This is a genomic window from Paraburkholderia sp., from assembly GCF_034668105.1.
GTDB lineage: Bacteria > Pseudomonadota > Gammaproteobacteria > Burkholderiales > Burkholderiaceae > Paraburkholderia.
In genome coordinates this window covers 1-12,777 of the sequence record NZ_JAXDPY010000673.1, presented here as the reverse complement: position 1 = coordinate 12,777, position 12,777 = coordinate 1, and the positions used below count along the sequence as shown (strand labels likewise).

Annotated in this window: 13 protein-coding genes; 8 read left to right on the top strand and 5 right to left on the bottom strand. The window is 62.6% G+C overall.

The genetic code is table 11. The features are described 5' to 3' along the window. Positions 1–1,080: hypothetical protein (locus QOC89_RS29735; protein ID WP_323048311.1), on the top strand; the 1,080-nt coding region annotated here is incomplete at its 5' end. Between the two features lie 121 nt (positions 1,081–1,201). On the opposite strand, the gene QOC89_RS29730 is transcribed toward QOC89_RS29735, so the two are convergent. After that, complete coding sequence (locus tag QOC89_RS29730; protein WP_323048310.1) at positions 1,202–1,426, bottom strand: cysteine-rich CWC family protein; 225 nt, start codon at positions 1,424–1,426, stop codon at positions 1,202–1,204. A gap of 265 nt (positions 1,427–1,691) precedes the next feature. Between QOC89_RS29730 and argB the strand changes: the two genes are divergently transcribed. The 7 genes from argB (at position 1,692) to QOC89_RS29695 (ending at position 9,102) form a co-directional block, all read left to right on the top strand. Continuing rightward, complete coding sequence (gene argB / locus QOC89_RS29725) at positions 1,692–2,591, top strand: acetylglutamate kinase (RefSeq protein ID WP_028197732.1); 900 nt, start codon at positions 1,692–1,694, stop codon at positions 2,589–2,591. A 254-nt stretch (positions 2,592–2,845) separates the two neighbouring features. Beyond that, complete coding sequence (locus tag QOC89_RS29720) at positions 2,846–3,649, top strand: pyrimidine 5'-nucleotidase (protein ID WP_323048309.1); 804 nt, start codon at positions 2,846–2,848, stop codon at positions 3,647–3,649. After that, the gene (gene slmA, locus QOC89_RS29715; RefSeq protein WP_323048308.1) at positions 3,616–4,305 is read left to right on the top strand and encodes a nucleoid occlusion factor SlmA; all 690 of its coding nucleotides are present in this window, start codon (positions 3,616–3,618) and stop codon (positions 4,303–4,305) included. Before QOC89_RS29720 ends, slmA begins: the two co-directional genes overlap by 34 nt. A 315-nt stretch (positions 4,306–4,620) precedes the next feature. Beyond that, positions 4,621–5,766, top strand: coding sequence for a homoserine O-succinyltransferase MetX (gene metX, locus QOC89_RS29710; protein ID WP_323048307.1), 1,146 nt, complete (start codon positions 4,621–4,623; stop codon positions 5,764–5,766). Continuing rightward, on the top strand, positions 5,763–6,371 hold the full coding sequence (gene metW, locus QOC89_RS29705) for a methionine biosynthesis protein MetW (protein ID WP_323048306.1): 609 nt from the start codon (positions 5,763–5,765) through the stop codon (positions 6,369–6,371). The genes metX and metW overlap by 4 nt, the downstream gene beginning before the upstream one ends. A 14-nt stretch (positions 6,372–6,385) precedes the next feature. Further along, positions 6,386–7,780: an AmpG family muropeptide MFS transporter gene (locus tag QOC89_RS29700; RefSeq protein ID WP_323048305.1), complete on the top strand. Its 1,395-nt coding sequence runs from the start codon at positions 6,386–6,388 to the stop codon at positions 7,778–7,780. Between the two features lie 23 nt (positions 7,781–7,803). Next, a complete protein-coding gene (locus tag QOC89_RS29695) occupies positions 7,804–9,102 on the top strand; it encodes a M48 family metallopeptidase (protein ID WP_416340505.1) in 1,299 nt (432 codons plus the stop codon). Between the two features lie 89 nt (positions 9,103–9,191). Here the strand turns inward: QOC89_RS29695 and QOC89_RS29690 are convergent, their stop codons facing one another. The 4 genes from QOC89_RS29690 to QOC89_RS29675 form a co-directional block, all read right to left on the bottom strand. Further along, entirely contained in the window at positions 9,192–9,971 is a 780-nt protein-coding gene (locus QOC89_RS29690) for an exodeoxyribonuclease III (RefSeq protein ID WP_323048304.1), read from the bottom strand. A 53-nt stretch (positions 9,972–10,024) separates the two neighbouring features. After that, positions 10,025–10,864, bottom strand: coding sequence for a PPK2 family polyphosphate kinase (locus tag QOC89_RS29685; RefSeq protein WP_323048303.1), 840 nt, complete (start codon positions 10,862–10,864; stop codon positions 10,025–10,027). A gap of 178 nt (positions 10,865–11,042) precedes the next feature. After that, the gene (gene gatB / locus QOC89_RS29680) at positions 11,043–12,518 is read right to left on the bottom strand and encodes an Asp-tRNA(Asn)/Glu-tRNA(Gln) amidotransferase subunit GatB (RefSeq protein WP_323048302.1); all 1,476 of its coding nucleotides are present in this window, start codon (positions 12,516–12,518) and stop codon (positions 11,043–11,045) included. 5 nt (positions 12,519–12,523) lie between these two features. After that, the coding region (locus QOC89_RS29675; protein WP_323048301.1) for an amidase family protein at positions 12,524–12,777 on the bottom strand (254 nt) is incomplete at its 5' end.

Here is a 12,777-nt window from a genome sequence, read left to right as displayed (position 1 = left end):
CTGGCGCACAACAACTATGCGCTGGCGCTGCGTGAAGCGCAACGGTGGGCCGAAGCACAGCACGCCGCAAGAACCGCCTGTGCGCTAGCCCCCAACGATGCGACCGTGCGTTCGAATCTGGGCATGCTGCTCCTGCTGCGCGGTGATTACGCGAACGGCTGGCGCGCTCACGAGGCGCGCTGGGATGGCTCGCTTGAGTTGGGCGGCAACCGTCCGGCGATGCCGGCGCCGACCTGGCGAGGCGAGCCGCTCGCCGGCAAAACGCTGCTGGTGTGGGGTGAACAAGGCATGGGCGATGTCCTGCAGTTCAGCCGCTACATTCCTCTGCTGGCCGAGCGTGTTCATCGCGAAGGCGGCCGTCTCGTGTGGAACTCATTTCCGCGGATGGGTGCGCTGCTCGCCCGCAGCCTCGGCGAGCATGTGAATGACTATTCGGCCGGTGGCGGCGTCGAATCGTTGCCGCCGTTCGACTATGAGATTCCGTTGCTCAGCCTGCCCTTGATATTCGACACGCGCGAAGAGACCCTCCCCGCCGCGACTCCGTATTTGCGTCCAGACGCGGCAGCCTCTGCGTCATGGCAGCAAAGGCTTGCCGGGGAAGCGAGGCTGAAAGTCGGACTCGCATGGACCGGCAGCGCCGGCCATCAGCGCAATCCATTCCGGCGAGTGGGTTGGGAACGCTACGCGGCACATTTTGGCGGCCTGCAAGACGTGGCGTTCTATTCGTTGCAACCGGGTGCCGAGGCGGACGTCGCGGCGGCCCAGGCCGCCGGTCTGCCAATGTCGGACTACACCGCCGAATTCACCAACTTCGACGACACGGCCGCGTTTGTCAGCGCGCTCGATCTCGTCATTACCGTTTGCACATCCGTCGCGCATTTGAGCGGCGCGCTCGGCCAGCGCACCTGGGTGCTGCTCGACGTCAATCCGCATTGGGTGTGGCTGCTCGACCGCCCCGACAGTCCGTGGTACCCGAGCGCGACGCTCTACCGGCAGCCACGGTTCAGGGAATGGGACCCGGTGCTGGAAGCAGTCGCTTGTGATTTGAGCGCGCTCGCGGCCCGGCACCGCGCGGCATAGATCGTCACCGCATTGTTGAATGCAGTACGGCATTCAAGGCGCCTGGGTTTCTACGCTTCTACGCTTCTACGCTTCTGCGTTTCTGCGTTTCTGCGTTTCTGCGTTTCTGCGTTTCTACACTTCACGGCGAACCGACTCCCCGCGCCGGTTGCACCGCTCGTGCGATCTCCGCCGCGAGACATTCAGGACACAGGCAACGGCCGGATGGGTCGAGCCGCTCTGCCGGCATACCCGGCATCTCACGGCACCAGCAGTCAAACGGTACGCCATGCATGGCGCAATCGAATGCATGACCGCAGCGCGGACACAGCGCGCTACCTTGTGATCCGGAAGCTGACGATTTCATAACGGGCCGGGTGGTCTCGCTTCAGCCTGAACCCAGAAATGATGCCACGACTGGCGCGCCGCCGTGAGTCGGCCATTCGGCCGATTTACCGGCCTCGCCGATCGGCGGTACGCTTGATTGTCAGCCGGCGCCTGGCGGCCGTCTATTGCGCAGTGCGCAAAGCCTGCGCCGGCCGCCATTGGCGCCGGTGTGGAAAACCCTGTTGCGGCGCGCCAGTCCTGTACAATTCGCCGTGTTTTAACTGTCCGTGCCTGAGCCTGCCGCCATGTCCGAGCTTCCTGACCTTTCGCAGATCGCGCCCACCCTGAAGGCTGAAATCCTGGCCGAGGCGCTGCCCTATATTCGCCAATATCACGGTAAGACCGTGGTCATCAAATACGGCGGCAACGCCATGACTGAAGAGCGGCTGAAGCAAGGCTTCGCGCGCGACGTGATTCTGCTGAAGCTGGTCGGTATCAATCCGGTCATCGTGCACGGCGGCGGTCCGCAAATCGACCAGGCGCTGAAGAAAATCGGCAAGCAGGGCACGTTCATTCAGGGCATGCGCGTCACCGACGAAGAGACGATGGAAGTCGTCGAATGGGTGCTCGGCGGCGAAGTGCAGCAGGACATCGTCACGCTGATCAACCATTTTGGCGGCCACGCGGTCGGTCTGACCGGCAAAGACGGCGGCCTGATCCACGCGCGCAAGATGCAGATGCCGGATCGCGACAATCCGGGCCAGTACGTCGACATCGGCCAGGTGGGCGAAGTTGAGGCGATCAATCCGGCGGTAGTGAAGGCGCTGCAAGACGACGCGTTCATTCCGGTGATCTCGCCGATCGGCTTCGGCGAAGACGGCCTGTCGTACAACATCAATGCGGATCTGGTCGCGGGCAAACTGGCGGTCGTGCTGAACGCCGAAAAGCTCGTGATCATGACCAACATCCCTGGCGTGATGGATAAGGAAGGCAATCTGCTGACCGATCTGTCGGCGCGCGAAATCGACGGCCTGTTCGCGGACGGCACGATCTCCGGCGGCATGCTGCCGAAAATCTCGTCGGCGCTGGATGCAGCCAAGAGCGGCGTGCGTTCGGTCCACATCATCGACGGCCGCATCGAGCACTCGGTGCTGCTGGAAATTCTCACCGAACAGCCGTTCGGCACGATGATCCGCTCGCATTGATTCCTGCCTCAAATCCGGCACCTACGGCACGCTTTCCCGGCGTGCCATGTGTGCCGTGCAGTAACCCCGCTGTCACCGCGGATTCCTGCATGCCCGGCGCGCGCCCACACCACGGCAGCCCATGGCGCAGCGGCCCGCCGCGCGCCGCCCTCGGGCGCCACCAAGCTCTCCTCTCTTTCACCGTCATCCGCACCGCGAACCCTCCGCGTCCGCTGCGCGATGCGACTGCTCACGCCTGATCGGCGTTTTTCATCATGCGCACTCCCACTTCCCGACGCCGTCGTCCGCACATCGCAGGCGGCAGTCCGGTCTGGCTGTTCGATCTCGACAACACCTTGCACCACGCGTCGCACGCGATCTTCCCGGCGATCAATCAGGGGATGACGCAATACATCATCGACTCGCTGGGCGTCGATATCGACGAAGCCAACCGCCTGCGCACCGGCTATACGCAACGCTACGGCGCGGCGCTGCTCGGCCTGGCACGCCACCATCCGCTCGATCCGAACGACTTTCTGAAAGTCGTCCATACGTTCCCCGATCTCGGTTCGATGATCCGTCACGAACGCGGCGTCGCGCGTCTGGTTGCCGCGCTGCCCGGTCGCAAGATCGTGCTGACCAATGCCCCCGAGGCTTATGCGCGCGAGGTGCTCGCTCAGTTGCGTATCGAGCGGCTGTTCGAACAGGTGATTGCCATCGAACATATGCGCGATCGCCGCCATTGGCGCGCCAAACCCGACCATTCGATGCTGCGCCGGGCGATGCGCGACGCGCACGTTTCGCTGAAGGACGTGATCCTCGTGGAAGACACGCGCTCGCATCTGAAGAACTACCGGCGGCTCGGCATCCGTACCGTGTGGATCACCGGCCATCTGCCGCGCAAGCCGCATGCGGACGGTGTGCCGACGCGTCTGCCGGGCACCGGCCGGCCGCATTATGTCGACCGAAGCATTCGTTCGTTAAAATCGCTACGACTGGGCACCCGCTCGGTTCGATTGAAGGGACAGCAGCCGGGACGACAGCCATGCAGCCGATCGACAAGCCTGACGAAGCCTTAGCCGAACACGAACCTTTCCCGCCGCCCGCCGCGCCGCGTGCGGCTCGCCTGAAGCCGGGCGAGCGCCGCGTGCACATCCTGCAGACGCTTGCGGCCATGCTGGAAGCGCCGAAAAGCGAAAAGATCACCACGGCGGCCCTCGCCGCCCGGCTCGGCGTCTCCGAAGCCGCGCTGTACCGTCATTTCGCCAGCAAGGCGCAAATGTTCGAGGGGCTCATCGAGTTCATCGAGCGGACTCTCTTCGGCCTGATCAACCAGATCGCCGACAAGGAAAGCAACGGCGTGCTGCAAGCCCGTGCGATCGCGCTGATGCTGCTCAACTTCCCAGCGAAAAATCCCGGCATGACGCGCGTGCTGACCTGCGAGGCGCTGGTCGGCGAGCACGAACGGCTGACCGAGCGGGTCACGCAGATGCTGGAGCGGGTCGAGACGTCGTTGAAACAGTGTTTGCGCCTGGCTCAGATGGAAGCAGGCGAAACCGCGAACCCGAGCGCCAATGCGCACGCCGCGCCGCTGCCGGCCGGCTACGATCCAGCGATCCGCGCGAGCCTGCTGCTGAGTTATATCATCGGCCGCTGGCATCGGTATGTGCGCAGCGGCTTCGCGCGGCCGCCCGCCGAACACGCCGATGCACAACTGCTGCTGATTCTTCAGTAGTCCACGCGTAGTCCACGCGGCACTTGAGCTTGCAGAGGCGTCGCGACGCTGCCGCATGAAATTTTCCGCTATACTTTGCGCCTGACTACGGGCCCTCGAAGCACCTGAGACCGCTGTCCCAAGCACCTCGAACACCTTTGAACAGTTATTACGCGCCGATTTGCTGACTCGATTGCGGGCGCGCGAACTGCCGGGAACGTCTCCCACAGTTCACTACAAATGCGGCTAAAGAGGTCGTCAGCCGCGCACACTGTTTCTCTTCCGTGCCTCGCCGACGCCATCTAGCCGCCCTGTTTTTGTTAAACGGCGGAATGAATGGAATCGATCGGTATCGTCGCTCCCCAAAAAATGCATTTCAGCGAGCCGCTGCTCATGCAGAACGGCAGCTCGCTGGCCGGTTATGACCTGATGGTCGAAACCTACGGCACGCTCAACGCCGCGCGCAGCAATGCCGTGCTGGTGTGCCACGCGCTCAATGCGTCGCACCACGTGGCGGGCGTGTATGCGGACAACCCGAAGGACGTTGGCTGGTGGGACAACATGGTCGGTCCGGGCAAGCCGCTCGACACCAACAAGTTCTTCGTGATCGGCGTGAACAATCTGGGCTCGTGCTTCGGCTCGACCGGCCCGATGAGCATCGATCCGGCAACGGGCAAGCCGTACGGCGCGAGCTTTCCTGTCGTCACGGTTGAAGATTGGGTGAACGCGCAGGTGCGTGTCGCCAATGAGTTCGGCATCACGCGTTTCGCCGCGGTGATGGGCGGCAGCCTCGGTGGGATGCAGGCGCTCGCGTGGAGCATGATGTATCCGGAACGCGTGGGCCATTGCATCGTGGTCGCGTCCACGCCGAAGCTGTCGGCGCAGAACATCGCGTTCAACGAAGTGGCGCGCTCGGCGATCCTGTCGGACCCCGACTTTCACGGCGGCAACTACTACGCGCACAACGTCAAGCCGAAGCGCGGCTTGCGCGTCGCGCGGATGATCGGCCACATCACCTATTTGTCGGACGACGACATGGCCGAGAAATTCGGCCGCTCGTTGCGCCGCGCGGAAGGCGCGTTGGACGCGTACAACTTCAACTTCGAGGTGGAATTCGAAGTGGAGTCGTACCTGCGCTACCAGGGCGACAAATTCGCCGACTACTTCGACGCGAACACGTATCTGCTGATCACGCGCGCGCTCGACTATTTCGATCCGGCCAAAGCCTTCGACGGCGATCTGACCGCCGCTGTCGCCCACACCACGGCGAAATACCTGATCGCCAGCTTCTCCACCGACTGGCGTTTCGCGCCGGCCCGCTCGCGCGAACTGGTGAAGGCGCTGCTCGACCACAAGCGCACGGTGACTTACGCGGAAATCGACGCGCCGCACGGCCACGACGCCTTTCTGCTCGACGACGCGCGCTATCACAACCTGATGCGCGCCTATTACGAACGTATTGCGAACGAGGTGAACGCATGAACCAGCGAGCACTCGATTATCTGGCGCTGCGCCCGGACTTCCGCGCGATCGCCCGCTGGGTCGAACCGCGCGCCACCGTGCTCGACCTGGGTTGCGGCGACGGCTCGCTGTTGTCGCTGCTGACCGAAGAGCTGGACGTGCGGGGCTACGGCATCGAGATCAACGACGCCGGGGTATTGGCGTCGACGCAAAACGGCGTCAACGTGATCCAGCAGAATCTGGAAGACGGCTTGCGCCTGTTCGAAGACAGCAGCTTCGATTTCGCGGTTTTGTCGCAAACGCTTCAAACCATTCATCAGACCGCTGCGATCCTGCGCGAGACGGTGCGCGTGGGCAAGGAATGCATCGTGTCGTTTCCGAATTTCGGCTACTGGGCGCACCGGCTTTCCGTGCTACAGGGTCGCATGCCGGTGTCGAAGTCACTGCCTTATCAGTGGCACAACACGCCGAACGTGCGGGTGCTGACCATCAAGGATTTCGAGGCGCTGGCGCCGGAAGTCGGCATCGAAATTCTCGACCGCGTGGTGCTGCACGACGGCCAGGTGGTGCGGTGGGGGGCGAACTGGCGTGGTAGTCTTGCGGTCTATCGCGTCAAGAAAAGCTAACGCCACTTATCCACATGTCGAACCCGCCGCACGAGGCGCCTGCACTTACCGCTCACGAAGAACATCCCGGCTGGCGCGCGTTTCTGAATACGCGCATGCTGATCTGCGTCTTTCTCGGCTTTACGTCGGGACTGCCGTTGTTCACGCTCGTCTATCTGGTGCAGGCGTGGCTACGCTCCGAAGGCGTCAATCTGAAGGAAATCGGCCTCTTTGCGCTGATCCAGTTCCCGTACACCTGGAAATTCATCTGGGCGCCGCTGATGGACCGCTACGTGCCGCGCTTTCCGGGCTGGCGTCCAGGAAGACGGCGCGGCTGGATGCTGGTCACACAGATTCTGGTCGCAGGCGCGATTGGCACGCTCGGGTTCGTGTCGCCGAAAGACTCGATCTGGACCGTGGCGGCTTTGACCGCGCTCGTTGCGTTCTTCGGCGCGAGCCAGGACATCGTGATCGACGCCTACCGGCGCGAGTTGCTGAGCGACACGCAGCAGGGTCTCGGCAATGCCGTCCACGTGAATGCGTACAAAATCGCCGCACTGGTGCCAGGTTCGCTAGCGCTGATTCTGTCCGACCATTTGCCCTGGAGCACCGTTTTCATCGTCACTGCTGCGTTCATGCTGCCTGGCATGATCATGACGCTCGTGGTGCGCGAGCCCGACGTGCACGGCACGCCGCCGAAGAACCTGCGCGAAGCAATCGTCCAGCCGTTCAGCGAATTCATTCAACGCGACGGCTGGCGCGGCGCGCTCTTTGTGCTCGGCTTCATCTTCCTTTACAAGCTCGGCGACACGATGGCGACCACGCTGTCCACGTCGTTCTTCCTCGACATTGGCTTTTCGCGCACGCAGATCGGTGTGATCGCCAAGACCACGGCATTCGGTGCGAGTCTGGCGGGCGGAATCGTCGGCGGGATCTGGCTGATGAAGGTCGGCATCGGCCGCGGCTTGTGGATCTTCGGCGTCCTGCAGATGGTGTCGACACTCGGCTTCGCATGGCTCGCGCATCTTGGCCCGGCATCGCCCGGTCTTACCGTGATCTATGACATCGCCGTCTGGCTCAGCGAGGGCACATCGAAACTGCTCGCGCTGGTCGGCATCGACTGGACCGTGCAGCTCGATCCACGCTCCGTCGCGCTGGCGCTGGTCTACGGTCTGGAGACCTTCGCAACCGGTTTGACGATGGCGGCCTTCACCGCCTACATCGCCAGCACCACCGATCCGCGTTATACCGCCACGCAATTCGCGCTTTTCACGAGCCTGGCCTCGGTGCCTCGCACGTTGGCATCGGCGGCTAGCGGGTATGTGGTCGCAAGGATCGGCTGGTTCGACTACTTCATTGTGTGTACCGCGCTGGGGTTGCCCGGCATGCTGCTTCTGCTGCGCATCGCGCCCTGGAGAACCCGGTCGTGACGGCGCGTCAGTCAAAGCGCGCAATGCGCCTCGATTCGAATGCCTTTGGGATTCTGTCGCCCAAGGCCAGCCGCGCGATGCTGCGTGCGGCGTTGACGCTCGGTTGCGCGAGTCTGAGCCTGACGCCACCGTTGAGCGCGTATGCGACGGCCATGCCGGCGAACGCGACCGGCGCGTCAGCGCCGGCAGCGGGGGCGCCTGCCCCTGCAACTGCAACGGCGACTGCTGCCGCAACTGCGCCGGCGGCTAAGGCGCCCAACACGTCGAGCGCTGAAACCGCGACCTCGGCGCCCACGGCGGGCGCGACCAGCGCCACGAGCGCCGGCAGCGCACCCGCAGCCGCCACGCCGCCTTCTTCGACGCAAGCGCCACCGCCGCCAGTCACGGCGAAGACGCCCGCCGCAACGTCCGCGCCGGCTGTTGCGCCGGCCGCGGGCGCAAAAGCACCTGGCGCCACCTCGACGCCGCCCACAACCACCAACGCCCCCACGCCATCGACTTACAGTAGTCCGAACACACAGTTGCGCTACGGCGGCTACCTCGTGTTTCGCAATCTGATCCCGTCGCCGATGCTCGAGGCGCAAGCCGCTGAAGAATTCAGCCAGATCACGTACGGCGCGGAACACGCGAACCGTCTGTACGGCGACACCGACGCCCATGTCACACGCGTTCGTTCGATCGTCGACAAGCTGATTCCCTATTCGCTGAAGTGGAACGAGCGGGCCAAAAACTGGAAGTGGGATGTAGCGGTGGTGCGCTCGCCCGATATCCGCATGTACTGCCTGCCGGGCGGCAAGATCGTCGTGTATAGCGGCCTGCTCGATCGCGTGCGTCTGAACGACAACGAACTCGGCATGCTGATCGGTCACGAGATCGCGCACGCGCTGCGCGAGCATGCGCGCGAGCGGCTCGGCGAATTGCAGGCCAGCCAGCTCGACTCGTCCGGCACGATCCCGCAGCTGTTCGGGCTCGCTGATCTGGGCGCGGCGCCGCTGGGCATCGGTTCGCGGTTGCTGGAGATGAAGTACGAAAGTACCGACGAAACGGAGGCCGACGTCATTGGCAGCGATATCGCTTCGCGCGCCGGCTTCGACCCGCGCGCGGCGGTCACACTGTGGGACAAGCTGGCCACGGCCACGCGCAGCGATCGCGACCAGGGCTATATCTACGTGCATCCCTACACGCCGGCACGGCGCCAGGACATCATCAAGCGTTTGCCGGATATGCTGCCGCTCTATGCGAAGGCCATCGGCAAGAGCGTCGATGCGCTGCCGGACTATGCCGGCCTCGGTCGCCCACGCCGCAAGCCGATCACAGATTGAGTGGTTCGAGCCGCGGCTTTGAGGCTTTGAGGCTTTGAGGTCTACATGCGGCACACGCGGTTCTGTTACCGCACGCGCTGCCGCCGTGCTTACTTCTTAACCTTGTGATCGTAGTCGACCGTCAGCGGCGCATGGTCGCTGAACTTGATATCGCGAAACACGTCCGTGCGTTTCGCCTTGCTGGCGATGCCCGGCGTCGCGATCTGATAATCGATTCGCCACCCCACGTTCTTCGCATACGCCTGGCCGCGATTGCTCCACCACGTGTACTGTTCCGGCCGCTGATCGAGCGTGCGAAACACGTCGACGTAACCGACTTCGTCGAACAGTTTGGTGAGCCACTCACGCTCTTCCGGCAAGCAGCCTGAATTCTTCTGGTTGCTCTTCCAGTTCTTGATGTCGATCTCTTTGTGGACGATGTTCACGTCGCCGCACACGATCACTTCGCGCTCCGTGGCCAGTTCGGTGAGATGCGGCATGAACTCGTCCATGAAACGGAATTTGGCCTGCTGGCGATCTTCACCGCTCGATCCCGACGGCACGTACACCGAGATCACGGACAGCTTGCCGAAGCGCAATTCAACGTAGCGCCCTTCCGGATCGAATTCCTCGCTGCCGAAACCGATGACCACTTCATCGGGCTCGTGACGCGTGTACACGCCCGCGCCGCTGTAGCCCTTCTTCACCGCATGCTGAAAATAGCCGGTGAAATCGTGCGGCGCCAGAAACTCGGGCGTCATGTCGTCCTGCGAGCATTTGATTTCCTGCACGCACAGCACGTCGGCTTTCTGTTCGCCGAACCATTCGAAAAAGCCCTTCTTCGCCGCTGAGCGGATGCCGTTCAGGTTGGCGGTAATCACACGCAACATGTCGTTCCTTTTGTGTTCAATTCGTTTGTGGAGCAAAGGGCGGAGCTACTGGGTCATTCGACCTTGATGCCCTTCAGCGATTCTTTAGGCGCTGGGTATTCGAGCTTCAGCGCTTCGAACGTGCGCAGCAACAATTCGGCGACCATCACATTGCGATGGGTCTTCGAATCGGCCGGAATCACGTACCACGGCGCGTAATCCGTCGACGTCGCGGCCAGCGCGTCACGGTACGCCGCCTGATATTTGTCCCACTGCTTGCGGGCGTCGAGATCGGCGACGTCGAATTTCCAATGCTTGCTCGGATCGTCGATGCGCGCCTGCAGGCGTGCGCGCTGCTCGTCTTTCGAAATGTGCAGCATGCACTTGATGATGGTTGTGCCGCTATAGGCCAGCAGCTCTTCGAACTGGCGGATGTGGCAACAGCGCTGCTCGAATGCTTTAGCGTCCAGATCGCCGAGCACGGTCGGCACCAGCAGATCCTCGTAATGACTGCGGTTGAAGATGGTCAATTCGCCCGCGGCGGGCGCCTGTGCATGCACGCGCCAGAGGAAATCGTGGGCCAGTTCGACGGGCGTGGGCGCCTTGAACGGCACGATGCGCAAACCGAGCGGATCCACTTCATGAAACACCGCGCGGATCGTGCCGTCCTTGCCGCTCGTGTCCATGCCCTGCAGCACGAGCAACACCCGGCGTTTTTGCTGCGCGTGCAGGCACTCCTGCTGGGTGTCGAGCACCGCGCCGATCTCCGACAGGCGCGCCCGGTCGGAATCTTTCGAACCGGTCGAAAAAGGCTTTGCGGCCGGGTCGAAAGCATCGAGCGAAAATTTGCCGGCCTTCTTGCCTTCGTTGAAATGCGGTACGCGGAAATCGTCGAGATCGGGTTGCTTGGCCATTCGCTCACTCCGTGATCTGCGTTAAAACATCGCCCGCAAAAATGAAACGGGCCGTTGCCCCACTTGCGTTTCCGGCAACAGCCCGTGATGGCTAAAGCTCGCGCTTCAACCGTGCTTTTTTCAACTGCGGTTCAACTTTGCTTCAACTGCGGTTCAAGCTGGCTTCAACCTGGTCAACTCAGGACAGCTTCTTCTTCAGCAGTTCGTTCACCTGCGCCGGATTGGCCTTGCCCTTGGTCGCTTTCATCGCCTGGCCGATCAGCGCGTTGAACGCCTTTTCCTTACCGGCGCGGAATTCCTCGACCGATTTCTGGTTCGCGGCAAGCACTTCGTCGATGATCGCTTCCAGCGCGCCGGTGTCCGAAATCTGCTTCAAACCCTTCGCTTCGATGATGCGATCGGCAGCGGCTTCGTCGGTGGCCTTCTCTTCCCAGATCGCGAGGAAAATTTCCTTGGCGATCTTGTTCGAGATCGTGCCGTCTGCGATACGTTGCAGCAGCAGCGCGAGTTGCGCCGAGGACACCGGGCTATCGGCAATGTCCAGGTCCTCGCGATTCAGTTGCGACGACACCTCGCCCATCAGCCAGTTGGCCGCGACCTTCGCATTCGACGGGCCGACCTTGAGAACCACCGCTTCGTAGTACGCAGCCATGGCCTTGCTCGACGTCAGCACGTTCGCGTCGTACGGCGTGAGGCCGTATTGCGTGACGAAGCGCTGTTGAATCGCTTCCGGCAGTTCCGGCATTTCGCTCTTCACGCGCTCGACCCACGCCGCGTCGATCACGAGCGGCATCAGATCGGGATCGGGGAAATAGCGGTAATCGTGCGCGTCTTCCTTGCTGCGCATGGAACGCGTTTCACGCTTGTCCGGATCGTACAGACGCGTCTCCTGCACCACCGTGCCGCCGTCTTCGATCAATTCGATCTGCCGACGCACTTCGTACTGGATCGCTTCTTCAAGAAAACGGAACGAGTTCAGGTTCTTGATCTCGGCACGCGTGCCGAATTCCGCCTGACCCACCGGGCGCACCGACACGTTCGCGTCGCAACGGAATGACCCTTCCTGCATGTTGCCGTCGCAGATGCCGAGCCAGGTGACCAGCGTGTGCAGCGTCTTCGCATACGCAACGGCTTCAGCCGCGCTGCGCATTTCCGGCTCGGTGACGATTTCGAGCAGCGGTGTGCCGGCGCGATTCAAGTCGATGCCGGTCATGCCCGTGAAGTCTTCGTGCAGCGACTTGCCCGCGTCTTCTTCAAGGTGAGCGCGCGTCAGGTTGACGACCTTCTCGTACGCTGGATTGCCCGCCTTTTCATTGGCCGGCACTTGAATCGTGACCTGGCCGCCCTGCACGACGGGGATTTCGTACTGGCTGATCTGATAACCCTTCGGCAGATCGGGATAGAAATAATTCTTACGCGCGAAGATGCTGCGCGGCGCGATCGTTGCGCCGATCGCGAGCCCGAACTCGATGGCGCGCTGAACCGCACCGCGGTTCATCACGGGCAACGTGCCCGGCAACGCCAGATCCACGGGACAGGCCTGCGTATTGGGCGCAGCGCCGAATTGCGTGGCGGCGCCCGAGAAAATTTTCGATTGAGTCGACAGTTGCGTGTGGGTCTCCAGACCGATCACGACTTCCCATTGCTTGGCCATGGTGTTCACACTCCTGCCGGTGCTTTGCGATGCCAGTCGGTCGCGCGCTGGAACGCGTCGGCCACTTGCAGCATCCGGGCTTCATTGAAATAGTTGCCGATGATCTGCAGACCGACCGGACGCTGCGCATTCGCGCCCGCGCCGAAACCGCACGGCACGCTCATGCCCGGCAGACCGGCGAGACTCACCGACAGCGTGTAGACGTCGGCCAGATACATCTGCACCGGATCGTCGCCTTTCGCGCCGAGGTCCCACGCCA

Excerpts from the sequence above, each read along its gene's own strand:
- QOC89_RS29730 (WP_323048310.1), bottom strand. The coding sequence starts at position 1,426 with ATGAAATCGTCAGCTTCCGGATCACAAGGTAGCGCGCTGTGTCCGCGC.
- argB (WP_028197732.1), top strand. The coding sequence starts at position 1,692 with ATGTCCGAGCTTCCTGACCTTTCGCAGATCGCGCCCACCCTGAAGGCT.
- QOC89_RS29720 (WP_323048309.1), top strand. The coding sequence starts at position 2,846 with ATGCGCACTCCCACTTCCCGACGCCGTCGTCCGCACATCGCAGGCGGC.
- slmA (WP_323048308.1), top strand. The coding sequence starts at position 3,616 with ATGCAGCCGATCGACAAGCCTGACGAAGCCTTAGCCGAACACGAACCT.
- metX (WP_323048307.1), top strand. The coding sequence starts at position 4,621 with ATGGAATCGATCGGTATCGTCGCTCCCCAAAAAATGCATTTCAGCGAG.
- metW (WP_323048306.1), top strand. The coding sequence starts at position 5,763 with ATGAACCAGCGAGCACTCGATTATCTGGCGCTGCGCCCGGACTTCCGC.
- QOC89_RS29700 (WP_323048305.1), top strand. The coding sequence starts at position 6,386 with ATGTCGAACCCGCCGCACGAGGCGCCTGCACTTACCGCTCACGAAGAA.
- QOC89_RS29695 (WP_416340505.1), top strand. The coding sequence starts at position 7,804 with ATGCGCCTCGATTCGAATGCCTTTGGGATTCTGTCGCCCAAGGCCAGC.
- QOC89_RS29690 (WP_323048304.1), bottom strand. The coding sequence starts at position 9,971 with ATGTTGCGTGTGATTACCGCCAACCTGAACGGCATCCGCTCAGCGGCG.
- QOC89_RS29685 (WP_323048303.1), bottom strand. The coding sequence starts at position 10,864 with ATGGCCAAGCAACCCGATCTCGACGATTTCCGCGTACCGCATTTCAAC.
- gatB (WP_323048302.1), bottom strand. The coding sequence starts at position 12,518 with ATGGCCAAGCAATGGGAAGTCGTGATCGGTCTGGAGACCCACACGCAA.